This is a genomic window from Bacillus thuringiensis, from assembly GCF_001182785.1.
Taxonomy (GTDB): Bacteria; Bacillota; Bacilli; order Bacillales; family Bacillaceae_G; genus Bacillus_A; species Bacillus_A thuringiensis_S.
In genome coordinates this window covers 308,319-326,205 of the sequence record NZ_CP012101.1, presented here as the reverse complement: position 1 = coordinate 326,205, position 17,887 = coordinate 308,319, and the positions used below count along the sequence as shown (strand labels likewise).

Sequence of the window (17,887 nt, the reverse complement as noted above, 5' to 3'; positions counted from 1 at the left end):
AAAAAATAGAAAAGGTTGTGAGTCCTATGTTTACAAGTAGTACGAAAAATACGTTAAAAATAGAAACGACAGATTATCAAATAGATCAAGCGGCCATTTCGATAGAATGTATGTCAGATGAACAAAATTCACAGGAAAAAATGATGTTATGGGATGAGGTAAAACAGGCAAAACAACTCAGTCAGTCACGAAATTTACTCTATAATGGAGATTTTGAAGATTCATCAAATGGCTGGACAACAAGTGATAATATTTCAATCCAGGCGGATAATCCTATTTTTAAGGGGAATTATTTAAAAATGTTTGGGGCAAGAGATATTGATGGAACCCTATTTCCAACTTATCTCTATCAAAAAATAGAGGAGTCCAAGTTAAAACCCTATACACGTTATCGAGTAAGAGGGTTTGTGGGAAGTAGTAAAGATCTAAAATTAGTGGTAACACGCTATGAGAAAGAAATTGATGCCATTATGAATGTTCCAAATGATTTGGCACATATGCAGCTTAACCCTTCATGTGGAGATTATCGCTGTGAATCATCGTCCCAGTTTTTGGTGAACCAAGTGCATCCTACACCAACAGCTGGATATGCTCTTGATATGTATGCATGCCCGTTAAGTTCAGATAAAAAACATGTTATGTGTCACGATCGTCATCCATTTGATTTTCATATTGACACCGGAGAAGTAGGTACAAATACAAACGTAGGTATTGATGTTTTATTTAAAATTTCTAATCCAGATGGATACGCTACAGTAGGGAATCTAGAAGTCATTGAAGAAGGACCACTAACAGGCGACGCATTGGCACATGTGAAACATAAGGAAAAGAAATGGAAGCAACACATGGAGAAAAAACGTTGGAAAACACAACAAGCCTACGATCCTGCAAAACAGGCTGTAGATGCATTATTTACAAATGAACAAGAGTTACACTATCATATTACTTTAGATCATATTCAAAACGCTGATCGACTGATACAGGCGATTCCCTATGTATACCATGCTTGGTTACCGAGTGCTCCAGGTATGAACTATGATGGATATCAAGGGTTAAACGCACGTATCATGCAAGCACGCTATTTATATGATGCACGGAATATCATAACAAATGGTGACTTTACACAGGGGTTAACGGGATGGCACGCAGCAGGGAAGGCAACGGTACAACAGATGAATGGCGCTTCTGTATTAGTTCTATCAAATTGGAGTGCGGGGGTATCTCAAAACTTGCATGTCCAAGACCATCATGGATATGTGCTACGTGTGATTGCCAAAAAAGAAGGACCTGGAAAAGGGTATGTAACGATGATGGATTGTAATGGAAATCAGGAAACACTGAAGTTCACTTCTTGTGAAGAAGGATATATGACAAAAACAGTAGAGGTATTCCCAGAAAGTGATCGTGTACGAATAGAGATGGGAGAAACCGAAGGTACGTTTTATATAGATAGCATCGAGTTGATTTGTATGCAAGGATATGCTAGCAATAATAACCCGTACACGGGTAATATGTATGAGCAAAGTTATAATGGAAATTATAATCAAAATACGAGCGATGTGTATCACCAAGGGTATACAAACAACTATAGCCAAGACTCTAGTAGTATGTATAATCAAAATTATACTAACAATGATGACCAGCATTCCGGTTGCACATGTAACCAAGGGCATAACTCTGGCTGTACATGTAATTAAGGATAAAACAGTTAACAATTATGAATAAGAATCAGCATGTTTGTGAAAAAATATAAACCACTCATAAGGTCTATTGCATATCATAACATAAGCTTTACAAATAATTCACACATTCTGGAAGAGGTCTCTTTAATACAAAAATAAGGAGATCCCTTTCATTTTCCCAAATATTCATTAACCTTTGATTAATGAACAAACTCCTTTACAGAACGCTTTAGGCCTATTGGATTAAGATATTGTTGAATTAATGATAAATCTTGAATAGGAATTTGGCATTCAAATTCCGGGCGAGGTATCTGTTAAAACGATTCGAAACCTGATTGATTAGATAAGTGCAAATATAAATCAAGTAAAAAATGAATTACTAAAAAAAGGCCCGTTCTAATATCAGAACGGGCCTTTTTTTCCTGAATGGACGACTAGTAAAGCAACCATTTTACACACATAAACTGTATATATGTAAGCATAACACGTTTTAAGTATATAGAACCAAAAAACATTGTAACATAGAGCATAATTATGGTAAAATAAACCTACTTTCGAAATCCCAAGAAAGTATCGGTAAAGTACCTAACGTCAATGATGTTAGGTACTTTTTTATGGTAAGAAGAACAAACAAATAATAGTCAATACTGTTAAAATAAAAAAAAAAATGTACTTTCTTAATCAAACATTTGTTTAAAGTCGATTGTATTTTTTGAGTTTTTTTCACTATATTTTTTCTAGTTTGATACACTCTCTTTTGTTCTCGTATTGCTTGACATAACATTCTTCTACATCTGCCAGTCATTTACAACTTTGCTCCTGTAAGCGTTCGATTGTCTTTTTTCGCAACTGCTCTCATGTTTTATTCATTTCAATTTCGTTTGATAAATTCTACAGGTGCGCGCGCATCCTACAGTATTATCTGCAAGCCCTGTTAATCTCTCAGGTGATTCTTATAAGAAGGTCATTAATGCTCCCATTTCTTATCCATATGACAACATTTAACTTATTATTTACAAGCCAAATTGACTTAACCGTTTACACAAACTACTTTCATGATATCTTAATTGTTTTGTAAGCTTAGATAGTTCAATCAAGCCCCTTAGCTTCTAAAATACCAGGGGCAATAGCCTCATCAATTGCTATACATGCACCAGCATTGCATTTTTTAATCCATCCCTTGTCACGTGCTAAATGCCCAGTTATGATGTTTCATAATAGATACTTTTTCTTCTGGGAAAACCACTTTCCACTTATTATTTTTCATCCAATCTGCCACCTCCCATATAATAGTCTCCTTTAATAAAAATTTTTAATGATTATATATACAGTTTAATTATGTGACCTCTGATAATTATGAATCTTTTCGCGAATAGCTGATGCAATGAATTCTTCAATAGTACTGTTAGCTTTTTCGACTATTTTATTGATTGCTTGATACTCTTTGATAGACATTGTAACTTTTTTTCAGGATGCTACTATCTAAATACACGCTATTATTCACACGCTTTACTAATTTTCCTTCTATTAAATAGGGAATTGTGCTTTCAATTCATTCCAACTGCATCCCCATAGGTAATTCAATAAGAGATTGACGTATGTTGAAATACCAAAAACCTTCTTCTTCCAAAACTTCAAATTTATTGATGAAACGTACTGAAGGATTAAGTCAATCAATTGAAACGAGCTGCTACGTAATTAATCGGATTTAGGTATTCGAAATTTAACAAATCTTTGATGGTGGCTACGTGGGTTATCAGATAAATCGTATGCCGATACGAATCCTAAATTTTTGGCTTCTTTCAAGGTGAATTCACTTCCAAATTCATCAATTAGCATAATATCCCAACGCTTAGGAATCGAAATGACCCTTACTATTGTATTACCTTATATATATCTTTGGTACAAAATCGTATTATACTTTTGAGAGTATGTATATATTGCATTTACTTGATTAAATCGATGTAAAATTTGATGTAACTCTTCTTCTTTAAAAAATTTCATTTCACGGTTACGATGTTCTTGTATAGTGGCAGTTAACTCCCCATCTTCCAACCATTCTTCTAATTAATATGTGCTTACATTATACTTTTTACTAACATGGTATAGAGTGCGACAAATCAGAAACTATCAAAAGTGGTTATCCCAGGAGGCAATTTCCTATTAATTAAAAGAAAAACACAAAGCTTCTACAATTAGTAGAAAATTTGTTGTAATCTGTTCTTATTTGAAGTGGCTATATGAAATTCAACATATTCAGGATCCTCTACATGTTGAAATACTAAGTACAATTGTAAATAAACAACATGAACCTAAACGGGAGTTATCATATGAGGAAGTAAAACAGTTACTACATTACTACAAAGATAATGAAATCAATTACGTTTTATTGTCAATCCTAGCTACCACATGCTCTATCCATCCATCTTTGGATTTCCATCCACCAACCGTTTTTTCACTTACAGTTTTTTCGGATGTAGACAATAACTCGGAAATCTTACGATTCGTAATATCTCCGTTATGTTCTTTAAATATTTCATACGCTTTGTTACGGTCTGGACTTCGTTGTCTGGCCATAATTACATAACACCTGACCCCTTATCCAATTGTTTGCACTTCCTTCTCTAAACACTCAATGCATATATGAGCATTATCCGTATTTGCTTCACGGATATATGTATTATCAAAATGAGTAATAGTTAATGGCATTTTTAATGTCCACATACAAGACTCATTACAAACTGCGCACGTAGGAACTTTTATATTATCTTCTTCCATCTTCACCACCTCACGCTAATTGCTTTGTATTTTATTGTTAATCTATTAATTTAAATGTGGTATTATAAATAACTCATACTAAAAGGAACTGATACATATGTGAAAAAAATCAACAATTACAAATATCATTTAAAAAATTTGAAATCTATAATTTGGCTATTCTCCATAATTGGGCTAATATACGCTTGTGAGTTCTTCTATGGACTAATGTTCCATCAAGAATTTCATTGGATTAAATTAGTATTGATAACAATTATGTTTATAGGATGTTTAGATATAAAAAAGAATATTAGAAACAATGATTATAGAACAGCGTGAATTAACAAACGCCCTCGAATTCATTTTCGAGTCTCACTTATATAAATCATTGTCAGGAGAATCTGCAGATTTGCAGGTTCTTTTTTAAAATAAAAAAGTAGCGGATTCGCTACTTTTATTGTTTCTAATTTATAAACTGAAATCTTCTAATGACTTATCAATCTCATCTTGTTGGATTCCTATATAACGCAATGTAATAGACGGAGCAGAATGATTAAAGATCTTTTGTAGCATTACTACATCTTTTGTCTTCTGATAATAATGGTATCCAAAAGTTTTTCTAAGAGTATGCGTTCCAATTTCATCAAGCCCTACTTTTTCAGCAGCGGTATTCATGATTCGATAAGCTTGAATTCTAGTGATAGGCTTTTTTGTCTTTTTAGAAGCAAATAAACAATCCGTTTCGTTTATTTTTCTCTTAACGCTGTATTGATAATAAAACGCTTATCTTTTCCGGTCTTCTGTTCTTTTATAACAATGTGAGTTCTTTCTTTCACATCATTCACATGCAGTTTCAATAAGTCACTAATTCTTAGACCTGTATTGGTTCCCATTTCAAATAAAAATAAATCACGATAAGATTAACGACGTAAAACGTCTTTCACTTCTTCTAATTTTTTCTTATCTCGAATTGGTTGCACAAACTTCATTCCTTTCCCCTCCATACGTTATGTTACATTAGATATATCTTCATTATACAATATGTTGCATAAAATATGGTAGTTGTTTTAAAAATAGATAAAAATGTTGATGTAACAGCGTTTATTTCCTTGAATCTAATGTAACAAAGCACATTACGTGTTACATTAGATGGTTTTTATTCCTTTTTATAATATTTGGTTTTTATTGAGTTTGTTTTGATACATGCAACATGTTTGCACTTATCTTTCCTTAATAACAAATAAGACGCCACCCAGATCACGACAGCGTATACGATAATTGTTATCAGTTGAATCATCAATCCGTTAATAATCCTAATTCAATTAGAATCTCTGAAAACGAATATCCATATGCATATCCTACAATTCGAATACCCGGAGCGTATCTATGTTTTAAATCATCATTGTACGTTTTCTTATAATACTCTAACTTATTATCAATATTATGCTTATCATTGATAATTAATTCATCACTAGGGAATCCATCCATTGCAATCTGTACAGCTATATATTCTGCATTCTCACTTGTTGCCATATTAAAACAACGTTCTAATCCGTCTAATGTTAATTCCATTATTTATTATCCCCCTCAAATAAATATCCAGGTAGTTCAAATTTACACTTAATATGTAACTGTCTCATTTATGATTTCCCTTCTAAATAGACCAACGCTATATTAAAATCCTTTATATACCCCAAGGCGGTCTATCATGTTCAACTTTCATGGGATACTATTCATCTCCTAGGGTTCTTTCTATCTTTATATAGTTGTATCACTCTAATATTGTTCTTTACAGTGTAATGATACTTCCTAAAAAATGTGCCTATTTTATTTAATTAAAAAGAGCACACGTTTCCGCGAGCGCTCTTTAAGGGATTGCGAGTAGCCTCAATAACGAAAGTTAAAGTAGTTACAGTTAATGAGTTACAAGCAGTATGTGTTTGTCTACCTTAATGCGTGAAAAAAGAGCATCCACGTCAGTAGATACTCTGAATGTGATAGGCGTTTTCAGTGAGTATTAAAATGAGATGCAAGCGAGTGAAAGCCTGTCCTCTACTTCAATATATGCTTTTCCTTATTAAAGGGTGCAAACGTAAGAAAGCACTCCCCCCCAATATAACTAAGACATTCATTAAAGGATTTTTTCTTTTATGTTTATTTAGTAATTTTCCTATTGTGGGTTAACCTTAAGCATCCATTAATTAACTACTGAAAACACTTCGTTTCAATTGTATAGTAATAAGTTCAAAAATCATAGAGAAACCCCCTATTTGATTGCGTTTAGAGATAAAAGTAGGCTTATGACTCAAAATTACATCTATCTCGGCCGTACCCCTAATATTTAACTGTAATCATCTTATTTTTTATGTGTTAAAAAACTTCGTAACCGCACTTTCTTTTCCATAAAATACCCCAAACTTGTTTATTTATTTTTAGTATAAACTTTTTGTTCGATGCGTCTATCATTTGAACTAGAAAGAGTCAGCAAGCCCAAGAGGATCCCAAACACCACCAGGATAAAGACCAAGATCACTAATTGAACCAGTATTACTACTAAACATACATATCACCTTCACCCCTAAATAAGTAAGTCATAGAATTAAAACCCTGTAAATTTGACAGCATGAACAGCTCCCGTACTTATTTGTGATCCTCCAACGGCTGTAGCTGTCCCCCCAACACTTGCAATATCAATAGCTGTACTTTTTAATCCACCAGAAAGTGCTCCTAAATCAGTCGGCAATCCAAATGTTGTACCACTAGGCGCCTTCCATACCACAGCATGCGCACTTCCTGTAGCTGTTTCTGACTGCCCAACAACATACGTTGTTGTACCTGAAATCGTAATTGCCTCAGCTGTACTATTTAATCCACCAACGAGAGATACTAATGGGCTATTAGTATTTGTTTGTCTAACAAAAGCTTCTATATTTCCATTTCCTGTTTCTGATGCCCCGACAATTGTTCTAGACTCATTAATATCATTTGCTAGACTATTGAATCCTGTTCCTAATGTTCCTAAATCGTGAATCACATAAGCCCCTAATAATCCTGTGGGTGTCCATAAAACAGCATGTGTATCTTCTGTATTTCCATTTTCAGCATACCCTACGATTTCCCCTGATAAATTCACACTGATAGCAATAGCTTCTTTTTCACCTAGTAAACCGTCATTTAAACTTGGTAATTGCGTCATCGTACCATTATAGACGAAAGCTCTTAACCCAGGGGAACCACCTATTTCGGATGCTCCTACAATCAGAGGTGTTGGAGCATTATTAATTCCATAAGCATAACTATTAAATCCACCTAGTGTTCCTAAAGTTATAGGTGCTGATGAGATGCTATTCCATAAAACAGCAACCTTAGCGCCTGAACTATCTTCAATAGATCCAATAATTTTCACTTGATTTAAACTTGCATTTGTTAAATCATTCGCAAAACTATTCATACCACCTGATAGTACTCCTAAATCTGTAATGGTTATTGTCATGTCTATATTCCCCCTAAACAATATGTTTATATCTTACTTTCCCTAGTCTTTTCACACGCAATTTTTTCAAGAAAAAATTGTGACCATAAAAATATCCATATCCAAATGAAATCGTATAGGGGTATGTGTACAGCAGGTTGTCTTTGAGCTAGCCCAGGAAAAGTGAAATTTTATTGCTTGGACTGTTAATAATAAGATATGTTATAGCTATAGAAGGGTATGGACGAGTGCATATATTTTGAAAAATAAACGAATGTCTACTAAAAGTGAAGTGCCCCCCAATTGTTAGACACAGTCTAACAATTGGGGGGCACTTTTTATGGCTAAATTTTCTTCAACAGAGAAAATCCAAGCAATGAAACGATATTTAGATGGTACAGAAAGCGGAAAAACAATTGCTAAATCTATAGAAGTTACTCCTAGCTTACTTCGTGAGTGGATTAGACGATATGAATCTTCAGGTGAAAATGCTTTTAAAAAACGCTATACATCCTACTCTACCCAGTATAAACTAGACGTACTTAATTATATGAATGAACACGGGACATCTATCAGAGAAACAGCGATACTTTTCAATAATCCGTCTTATGAAACACTTCGGAAATGGAAAATAGCTTATGAAACAGGAGGATTAGATTCCCTACATTCAAAGAAAAAGGGGCGTCCAACCATGAAAGATAAAAAATAAAACCAGTAGTAGAGGACTCAATAGAAGCACTACAAGCGGAAAATGAGCGTTTACGTATGGAAAATGCATATTTAAAAAAGTTGAATGCCTTAGTTCAAAACAAGAAACAATCACCAAGCAAGACACAGCCCAAGTAATCTATGAGTTAAGGCATGAATTTCCTGTCAAAGAGTTACTTCAACTCGCAAACATTCCACGTAGTACGTACTATTACTGGATCAAACGGTTCAATCGTCCTGATTCAAATGCGGAGTTAAAAGAACGGATTCAAGCTATTTATGATGAACATAGTGGGTGTTATGGGTATCGTCGTATTCGCGATGAACTGATGAATCGTGGGCACAAAGTGAATCATAAAAAGGTGTATCGTCCTATGAAAGAATTAGGGTTAAAATGTCTGGTTCGTATAAAAAAATATCGCTCTTACAAAGGGACAGTTGGGAAAATTGCGCCGAATATTTTAAATCGCAACTTCCAATTTGAAAAACCAAATGAGAAGTGGGTTACAGATATTACGGAGTTTAATTTATTTGAGGAGAAGTTATACCTATCACCAATGTTAGATTTATTGGTTCTGGTGCAAAAAAGCTAAACGGTTTGAAAATGTTCTTTCAAACTTGGCCATACTGGTACTACTACTTAAAAAGAGGTGTGATCAGTATGGAAAAAGAAAATATATTCAAATGGAAACATTATCAGCCTGATATCATTGTATTAGCGGTACGTTGGTACCTACGGTACAACCTCAGTCTTCGTGATTTAGTGGAAATGTTCGAAGAAAGAGGATTATCCTTGGTTCATACAACGATTATGCGATGGGTTCATCAATATGGACCTGAATTAAATGAGCGTATTCGAAAACATTTGAAACGAACAAATGATTCCTGGAGAGTAGATGAAACATATATCAAAATCAAAGGTGAAAACATGTACTTATACCGTGCTGTTGATTCCAAGGGAGGCACGCTTGATTTTTATTTGAGTAATAAACGAGATGCGCAGGCTGCCAAGCGTTTTCTAAAGAAAACATTGGCTTCTTATCATGTCACAAAACCTCGTGTAATAACTGTGGATGGTGATAAAGCCTATCCCTTTGCGATACGGGAATTAAAAAATGAAAAAAGCATACCACATGGTATGCCACTTCGAGTGAAAAAATATTTAAATAATATGATTGAGCAAGACCATCGGTTTATCAAAAAACGAATCTGGAACATGCTTGGATTAAAATCATTACGAACCGCTACAAAAATGATTGCTGGAATAGAGGCCATGCATATGGTCAAAAAAGGACAACTCAAATTAAGGGAGCAGCCTGTCAAAAATCAGAATATATTTATCCAGCACTTGTTTGGATTGAACGTATAAGAGCTGATTCCGTTAGGAAGCCATGTCTTATGTAATCTCTGTTCATTCTTTGCACCAGAACCGTCCAAAGGCAGATATATCTTATCAATGAACTCTTTGGTTTAACAGCATAACGTTCAATTCCGCTAGGAATCTTTTACTCTTCTTTCATATCCCACTATTTTTGCACCAGAACCATTTATCTATACTTAAAGTAATACTTTTTATTTATTGGCTCTTCATACAAATCAATTCTACACTTTCTACTTTGAAAATACCTTCGGTTTCTCCAATATCAATGCGTACTTGATCTGTATCTGGGAAGAAATCAATAGTTCTTGTTACATAATTTCTTTGCCCGTTTATGGTTTCATTTGGATTATAACAACGTTGTTCATTCATCTCTTGACTGAAAGGATACTCCGATTGTTCATTTGTGATTTCGTTTGATACATAATTAGCACAAGAAGTGAACGTAAGTGTTTCCTGATTTCCATTGCAATCACTAATAGTTACATACCCTTTGCCCATGTCTTCTTTTTTCGCTGTTACACGCAATACATAACCACGATTGTTCTCCAAACATACATTTTGAGACACATTGGAACTCCAGTTTGGAATCACTAATACAGCTGTACCATCTATTTGCTGCACTTTCGCATGAGGTGTCGCGTGCCAATGATTTAAATCATGATCAAAGTCTCCATTTTTAATGATATTTCTACGTTCATATAAAGAGTATGCCTGCGTAATACGACGTTCTAATTCTGTATAGATGTCATAATTCATACCCGGCATATCTGATAACCATTTGTTATATACATAAGGGGTGGATTGTACAAGATGCTCTGCTGAAATAATGTGAGAGAGGTTTGTGTCGAATTTTAAATATTGATCTTGTGCATCTGTAAATAAGGCATCAATTTCCCCTTTTGCCTTTTCGTACACTTCTTTTGTTTGGAGCCATCTTGTTCCCATCTCATTTTTCCATTTCTTTTCTCGTTTCTTCACGAGGGTTAGCGATTCTCCTACTAATGGACCATCTTCAATTAACTCAATGTTATCTAAGGTTGCGTGTCCTTCTGGCGAAGAAATTTTAAACAGAACCCAAATACCTGGATTCTTGTTGAGGTGTACTTCCCCTGTATCAATGTGAAAATCAAATTGATGAGACTGATGGCACATTCCATGTTCTTTTTTGAAGTTAGCATGACCGGACTGAGCCCCTTCATAATAATTTGTATCTATTACATTCGTGAGACATCCATCCCGGATGATAGGATAAGTTTGCGACTGACATTGATTAACTTCAATACGGAAAGGAGCTACCGTATTAAGGGCTAAATCATTTCTTACATTTAGGATTACATCCACTTCTTTGCCATAACGTTCCACAATTAACCTCACATTATGACTACTTCCGACAAAGCCTCTGGCTTTATAGCGTGTATAGGGTTTTAATTTTGATTCATCTATTTTTTGGAGTACATACGTTGGAAACCTAGTTGTATCTCCCCCTGTCTCTCTCGCCCCTGGCATTTTGAGATAGTTCCCTTTGAATATCGGATTATCCGCTTGAATACTTACATTATTACTTGTCGTCCATTCATCCGTATAAAATTCAAAGTTTCCATTTTGAATTAGATTACGAGATGCACTGAGTTGTTTGGCATGTTTCACTTCATCAAGTAAGATCATTTTTTCTTTTGTGTACAGTTCCTCTGGCACACATTCTACTAGATTTGCAGCTTGATCCACATCATAATCCATCGTATCTACTTTTAAAGCCTCTCTTCCATTATTGGTAAACAAATTGTCTACCGCTTTCTTTGCTTTTTCTAGATTTTGTTTTCCTTCATATTCTAAAGTTGTTGAATTAACTGGGATAAATTCGATTTTGTCAATTAGACATGTTCCTGTGGCATTTAACGTCTCTAGGAGCAAGTCATGACCATAAGAAGTAGAAGGTACCTCAAATTCTCCAGGAACAGTTACATAGCGAAAATCACGAACTGATAAATTTGGGTTGACCGAAGCTCTACTACCCGGCATAACGAAAGGCACAGAATTTATGGGAATGGTGATGGAATCTATTCGACAATTAACATCATTAAAGTCATTCACAAAACGTATACGTATATGATATTTTTGACGAGATGGAGAGTTAAAACGCATCTCCAATGCACTATGTCCACTCATAGCTATGAGTGCTCCTCCAGTATGACCAGGGCCACTTATTACACGAGCAACTGTCGAACCAGTCCCCCCTAAAGCCAATGATTTTACAGCTGGGAATTGTGTAATTCTATCTGGTAGAAGTTGATTCGTTCTCTCTGCGCTAATATGCGTCCATCCATATGCTGGGACCATAGAAGATGATGATAGTAATCCTGCACTAGTAGCTGAGATCCAAGATAATCTGTGAGAATAATCCATAGGGCCTGGGCGGACAGTGTTTGTTCTTCCCGGTAAATGAGATTCTTTTTCAACAATCCTAAAAGGAGTATCTAGATTAAAATCTGTTACTCTAGTATCAAATAAGCCTAGGGTTGAAAAGAAAAGCACTTGATTAAGCCCAGATATAAGGTTGCCAAATCCTGATCCCGTACTATAAGTAGAGGCTATTGAACTGATCCGAAAAATTTCTTCATTAGTATTCAAGTCCAAATTAAAAGTTTGCGATGGAGTAGGAAAGTTAAGACGACCGATCCACGGACTTGTAGAATGCCCCGAATTAGGGCCACTAGTTCGACTTCTAATATAAAATCTTTGGATAGTGTGTACAGGACCTGAACCTCCAACAAATAATTGTGCGGCTTCCATTGTCGCTCCATTGAAAATAGAAAACAATGAAGGTGGCCGAATAAGATCGTTTTCTACTTGTTGAAATTGTGCCGCAGTCAAACCAAGGTTCCCCCAATTATTATTAGAAATTGGTTCTGTATATACCTCTCTTGTAAGTTGCATTGGTGTGCTTGTACGATACACACGGCCATCATAATTTGAAAATAACGAAATGATGTCTAATAAAGCAATAGTCATGTTTCTACGATAATTGTTGAACGCATTCCAGTTCCCTCTGTTTCTTAAATCCTGCAAACCTTGTCTATAAAAGGACATACAATGTTCTGTGTATGCATCAATCAGACTTACCTGTCTATTATAAAAACCGTCCACTGTAACTGAACTATATCCCCAAGCTTCTCCATGAATAACAGCATCTCTCAATACAAGTAGATGCATATTTGCAGCTTGTGCATATACAAGTAGCAGTTGTTGTTCATAATGTTCTTGTCTAAATTGAGGCATAGCTTCCGCTAAAGCAGAATCCACATTACCAAAAGTTAATCTTACCCGCTCTTTAAGCTTGTCATCAAGACGACTTGCTTCACTTTCGTTCCAATGGTTAAATGCTGTATAATATATCGACACAACTGATTGCAAACCTTCCAATTTGGACGTGGCATTGCCTATTACAAGTTGGGTTATTTCTCGAGCGATAAGGGATTCAACGACACGTATAAGATTCACCCAATTCAACTCGTTAGGATTTGGCCATAAAAAACCAAATATGCTACCTAGTATATTAACCCCTGTCGCGATAGGTCCAAGACCCAGATAATTCAAAAGCGAGGTCGTAATATTAATACTTGTAAAAAGTGCAGTCCTTAAATCTTCTTCGGTTAACAATGGGTCTGCATTGGATTTTTCACAATTAGCTAGCCAATCTTTATAATTTGAATTTTCAAATGGAACCTTTGAATCTTTAGCCAATGGGTATCTTGGGTATCCACTTGATTGGCTTAGATCATTGGATGCTGTATCTAGAATTTCAATTTCATTTTGGTTATTTTGATTCATATTCTCTCCTCCATTCATAATATTATCCTAACTTAGTGTCCAATACATGTTGACAAGTCCATAAAAATTTTTTCCTTAGTTGGGTAAGAATCTTTTAAATTCTTTGTGTATTCTACTTTATCTAATACATTAAATGGGATAAATTCCCCAGTACAATGAGAAGCTAAAAATTCACCATACGTAGGATGCCAAATAATAATATATTGCTCTCCTATATATTGCTCTTCATCAAATTGACGTAAAGGTATTCCATTTTTGTCAATTTGATGAATGGGAATAGCACCTAGCATTAATTTATCTCGGAATTGATCCATATAGACCTCTTAAAAATTTAAAATTCCCTTGTAATACATAAAAATTTGCTACTATTACCAAAATTCCTTTTATTTTTTTTCGACATATTTTTCTAGCAAAGAGCCAATAAATACTACAGTTATTGGATTTCTTACCGATTATATGAATTAAATCAATATCATATTTTTAATGAATTAAACTATAAGGGGGTTCAGCCACATCGCTATCAACCTAAGCTTCTTAATTACCCCCATAATGAAAATTTTATATCTTTGCCAATTGTATTCCTCTACACTCGAAGGACAAGTTTTATTATCGTTATGACAAGTTAACTTGTCATAACGATAATAAAACTGTACAATAAACATATAATTAATAAGGGGTGGTTACAAATCATGCAAAAAGAAGAGATATTAAGAAAATACAAAAAAATGGGGAGAGATGAACGTAAAGAACTTATAGAATTAGATTCATCTAGTTACGGCTTAATAGCTGTACTTGTTTTAGTCCTATTTTTCGGTTCTTGGAAATTGATGCATGGTATTAAAAGTTACGAATTAATTTCAATTTTTTCTGGTTATATAGCTAGTACAAGCTTTTATAAGTTTAGAAAGTTAAAAGAACAAAAATTTCTTATTGCAAGCATTTTAGCTATAATGAGTACAATTGCAAGTGCCATAGTTTTCTTTCTGGAGGGATGATAATTGAAAGATGAATTAGTACTGCAAAATCGTTTGAAAGTAGCAAGAGCTGAGAAAAAAATATCACAGGGAGAATTAGCTGAAATGGTAGGAGTATCTAGACAAACAATTAGTTCTATTGAAACAGGACAATTTTGTCCAACTGCAAAGTTAGCATTAGTACTCTGTATAGCGCTAGATAAAAAATTTGAAGAATTATTTTATTTTTGATTAATTGGTGTACTAGAGATCAAAACAAATCTCTTTCAATCTAGTTTTTCTTATACATAAAACAAAAAATACGCTATCCTTGCTGTATCATCATAGGAAAGGGTGGCTTTTTTGTATGTCTATTTCTGTATCTGATGAATTACAACTATTTGCTCAAGAAATTCAAAATCTCTTATCTCCAGATTTTTTAAGAAATCTTGCTAGAGATGTTGGTTTTGTACAACGGACCAGTAAGTACCAAGCAAAAGATTTAGTAGCTTTATGTGTATGGATGAGTCAAAATGTTGCTAAAACCTCTTTAACTCAGTTATGTAGCTGTTTAGAAGTATCAACAGAAGTTCTTATCAGTCCTGAAGGACTGAATCAACGATTTAATAAGGAGGCCGTGCAATTTCTACACCAAGTGCTAGCTGAACTTCTCAGTCAAAAGTTATCTTCAACCAAGCTGCTCTCTTCTCCTTACAATTCTAATTTCAAGCGTATTCGTATCCTAGATTCAACTGCATTTCAACTTCCTGATGTATTTTCATCTGTTTATCCAGGTGCAGGAGGGTGCAGTCATACAGCGGGGGTGAAGATTCAGCTTGAGTATGACCTATTAAGTGGACAGTTCTTACATATTCATACAGGTCCAGGTAAACAACATGATCGAACCTATGGTTCTCTGTGTGTCCCAACTGTGACAGCGAATGATTTATGTATTCGTGATTTAGGTTATTTTCACTTGAAAGATCTTCAGCATATACAAAATGAAAATGCTTACTATATCTCGCGTATTAAATCCAATACACGTATTTATCAAAAAAATCCCAGCCCTAATTATTTTCAAGATGGAAGAATCAAGAAAGGTACAGAGTATATCCGGATAGACATGGAGGTTTTAATGAACTCACTTCAACCGGGACAAACATGCGAAATACCTGACGCTTATGTAGGAATGATTGATAAAGTACCAACTCGTGTCATTGTTCATCGGCTAACAAAAGAACAACAACAAAAACGATTACAAGATCAAGCTGTAAGAGAAAAAAAGAAAGGAATGAAGTATTCTCCTCGTAGTAAACGACTCAGTGGTATCAATGTATATATGACAAACACCCCTACAGACATTGTCCCGATGGGACAGGTACATGACTGGTATTCTTTGCGTTGGCAAATCGAAATTTTATTTAAAACGTGGAAGTCATTCTTTCAAATCCATCATTGTAAAAAGATAAAACCAGAACGATTGGAGTGCCATTTATATGGTCAAATGATTGCCATTCTACTCTGTTCTTCTATCATGTTCCAAATGCGCCAATTGCTCCTCATGAAGAAAAAACGAGAGCTTAGTGAGTATAAAGCCATATATATGATTAAAGACTATTTTCTTCTTCTATTCCAAACTATACAAAAAAACACCCAAGAGCTATCAAAGGTATTTCCGTCCGTTTTGTTGTAGAAGGTGGAACAGGCGGGTTAGAAGCTTTGTTATCTCTTGGGTTTTTTGTATGGATTGATAGAGGAGAAATAGATGGTCTTGAATCATCCCAATTGCTTTATATTCACTTAATTCTTTTTGCTTCTTCTGTAATAAAAGTTGACGCATTTTAAACATGGTAGAAGAACATAAGAAAATAGCGATCAGTTTTCCGTATAAATGGCACTCTATTCTTTCTTGTTTGACAGTGCGACAATGATCTATATCAAATAATGATTTCCACGTTTTAAAAACAATTTCTATCTGCCAGCGTAATGTGTACAATTCATGTACTTGTTCCATCGGAACCCACTCCCAAGGTGCATTTGTCACATATACATTTAATCCCGCTACTAATTTACTTTTCTCTGAATAGGTTCTGTGTTTTGACTTTTCTTTTTCTGCAATTTTCTCTAGGCGTTTTTGTAATTGTGCCGCTGTTAAACGATGAAAAACGAGACGTGAAAATAACTGCTGTTTATCTCCAATATAAGCTTGCTGATATTCTATCGTTTCCCCTGGTTGGAGTTGATTCAAAATCTGTATGACATTGATTGGTATGTATTCTGATTGTTTTTTAATGGAACCATTTTTAAAATATTCCGGATCTGGATTTTTTACATATACGTTTGTATTTAACTTTAACCGCGAAATATAATACGTACCCCGTTGATCCATTTGATCTAAATCCGCTAATGAAAAATACCCTAAATCACGAATACATAAATCGCCTGGCCGTAACGTATCTAAACATTCTGTTCCGAATGTTTTATCATTATTTTTTCCAGGTCCCACTTGAAAATTAAGAAATTGCCCACTATGCAAATCATATTCTAATTGAATTTTGATCCCAGCTGTTTGCGCACAGCCACCTGAACCAGGCTATATATGTTCCAAAGTATGGGGTACTTGAAACATAGTGGCATCCATGATGCGAATACGTTTAAAATGCGCAAAAAGTTGGCTAGAAATGTGAGTTTGTTCACAGATTTTTTGTTGTAACAAAAAAGAGAAGATATGTTTTAAAAACAACACTGATTTTTCATTAAATCGTTTATTTAAGCCCTCTGGGCTAAGTACAGTACCTGTAACTGTAACTGCGTGAAGCCTGCTACATAATCTGACTAAAGGATCACTGGCTACTCTTTGGCTGATCCAAATACAAATGGTAGCTAGATCTGATCCTGAAAACTTGCGTTTTCGCTTTATAAACTTCATCTCTCTTGCTAGTTCTTCCAAAAATCCGGGTGTGATATAGCGCTGTAATTCTTCCGCAAATGGTTGTAACTCCTCTTGAATCGAGAGATTCATAAAAAAACGTCACCCTTTCTCATTTATATTATGTAAGAAAGAATAACGTTTTTTTGTACTTGGGGGTAGTAAAAAGCCTTAAGT

General features: G+C 34.7%; 11 protein-coding genes and 7 pseudogenes. 8 read left to right on the top strand and 10 right to left on the bottom strand.

The genetic code is table 11. The features are described from left to right. The first annotated feature begins 26 nt into the window (after positions 1 to 26). Positions 27 to 1,697, top strand: coding sequence for a hypothetical protein (locus AC241_RS35040; protein WP_050845589.1), 1,671 nt, complete (start codon positions 27 to 29; stop codon positions 1,695 to 1,697). Positions 1,698 to 3,014: 1,317 nt separating this feature from the next. Here the strand turns inward: AC241_RS35040 and AC241_RS31010 are convergent. Further along, positions 3,015 to 3,794 (bottom strand): annotated as a pseudogene (locus AC241_RS31010) (DNA-binding protein); the annotation flags it as partial. Between AC241_RS31010 and AC241_RS34535 the strand changes: the two are divergent. Next, positions 3,790 to 4,092, top strand: a pseudogene (locus AC241_RS34535) (site-specific integrase); the annotation flags it as partial. The pseudogenes AC241_RS31010 and AC241_RS34535 overlap by 5 nt on opposite strands. A gap of 2 nt (positions 4,093 to 4,094) precedes the next feature. Here AC241_RS34535 and AC241_RS31005 read toward each other — a convergent pair. Continuing rightward, positions 4,095 to 4,259: pseudogene (locus tag AC241_RS31005) on the bottom strand (phage terminase small subunit-related protein); the annotation flags it as partial. A 21-nt stretch (positions 4,260 to 4,280) separates the two neighbouring features. After that, positions 4,281 to 4,460, bottom strand: coding sequence for a hypothetical protein (locus tag AC241_RS31000; protein WP_050845586.1), 180 nt, complete (start codon positions 4,458 to 4,460; stop codon positions 4,281 to 4,283). Between the two features lie 99 nt (positions 4,461 to 4,559). Between AC241_RS31000 and AC241_RS35550 the strand changes: the two genes are divergently transcribed. Beyond that, on the top strand, positions 4,560 to 4,778 hold the full coding sequence (locus AC241_RS35550) for a hypothetical protein (protein ID WP_080990952.1): 219 nt from the start codon (positions 4,560 to 4,562) through the stop codon (positions 4,776 to 4,778). 129 nt (positions 4,779 to 4,907) lie between these two features. Here the strand turns inward: AC241_RS35550 and AC241_RS30995 are convergent. The 4 genes and pseudogenes from AC241_RS30995 to AC241_RS30980 form a co-directional block, all read right to left on the bottom strand. Then, positions 4,908 to 5,428, bottom strand: a pseudogene (locus tag AC241_RS30995) (site-specific integrase). Between the two features lie 307 nt (positions 5,429 to 5,735). After that, positions 5,736 to 6,011 (bottom strand): hypothetical protein, encoded by a 276-nt coding sequence (locus AC241_RS30990; RefSeq protein WP_050845585.1) that lies wholly within the window; start codon positions 6,009 to 6,011, stop codon positions 5,736 to 5,738. Positions 6,012 to 6,910: 899 nt separating this feature from the next. Beyond that, the gene (locus tag AC241_RS30985) at positions 6,911 to 7,000 is read right to left on the bottom strand and encodes a chlorophyll a-b-binding protein 1 (protein WP_016084251.1); all 90 of its coding nucleotides are present in this window, start codon (positions 6,998 to 7,000) and stop codon (positions 6,911 to 6,913) included. A 38-nt stretch (positions 7,001 to 7,038) separates the two neighbouring features. Next, positions 7,039 to 7,932: a hypothetical protein gene (locus AC241_RS30980; RefSeq protein WP_050845584.1), complete on the bottom strand. Its 894-nt coding sequence runs from the start codon at positions 7,930 to 7,932 to the stop codon at positions 7,039 to 7,041. Between the two features lie 319 nt (positions 7,933 to 8,251). Here AC241_RS30980 and AC241_RS34055 point away from each other — a divergent pair. Then, positions 8,252 to 9,188 (top strand): annotated as a pseudogene (locus AC241_RS34055) (IS3 family transposase); the annotation flags it as partial. Positions 9,189 to 9,280: 92 nt separating this feature from the next. Next, positions 9,281 to 9,988 carry an IS6 family transposase gene (locus tag AC241_RS30965; protein ID WP_050845583.1) on the top strand — a complete coding sequence of 236 codons (708 nt, stop codon included), beginning with the start codon at positions 9,281 to 9,283 and terminating at the stop codon, positions 9,986 to 9,988. A gap of 207 nt (positions 9,989 to 10,195) precedes the next feature. Here AC241_RS30965 and AC241_RS30960 read toward each other — a convergent pair whose 3' ends face one another. Then, positions 10,196 to 13,846, bottom strand: a complete 3,651-nt coding sequence (locus AC241_RS30960) for an insecticidal delta-endotoxin Cry8Ea1 family protein (RefSeq protein ID WP_080990951.1) — start codon at positions 13,844 to 13,846, stop codon at positions 10,196 to 10,198. A gap of 14 nt (positions 13,847 to 13,860) precedes the next feature. Further along, positions 13,861 to 14,142, bottom strand: a complete 282-nt coding sequence (locus tag AC241_RS30955) for a hypothetical protein (protein WP_050845581.1) — start codon at positions 14,140 to 14,142, stop codon at positions 13,861 to 13,863. Positions 14,143 to 14,517: 375 nt separating this feature from the next. Here AC241_RS30955 and AC241_RS30950 point away from each other — a divergent pair, with 375 nt between their 5' ends. The 3 genes and pseudogenes from AC241_RS30950 to AC241_RS30940 all read left to right on the top strand — a co-directional run. Then, positions 14,518 to 14,823, top strand: coding sequence for a DUF6442 family protein (locus AC241_RS30950; RefSeq protein ID WP_001168333.1), 306 nt, complete (start codon positions 14,518 to 14,520; stop codon positions 14,821 to 14,823). Positions 14,824 to 14,826: 3 nt separating this feature from the next. After that, a complete protein-coding gene (locus AC241_RS30945) occupies positions 14,827 to 15,033 on the top strand; it encodes a helix-turn-helix transcriptional regulator (protein ID WP_000651002.1) in 207 nt (68 codons plus the stop codon). Between the two features lie 115 nt (positions 15,034 to 15,148). After that, positions 15,149 to 16,453: pseudogene (locus AC241_RS30940) on the top strand (IS4 family transposase); the annotation flags it as partial. On the opposite strand, the pseudogene AC241_RS30935 reads toward AC241_RS30940, so the two are convergent. Then, positions 16,454 to 17,803: pseudogene (locus AC241_RS30935) on the bottom strand (IS4 family transposase); the annotation flags it as partial. Positions 17,804 to 17,887: the final 84 nt, after the last annotated feature.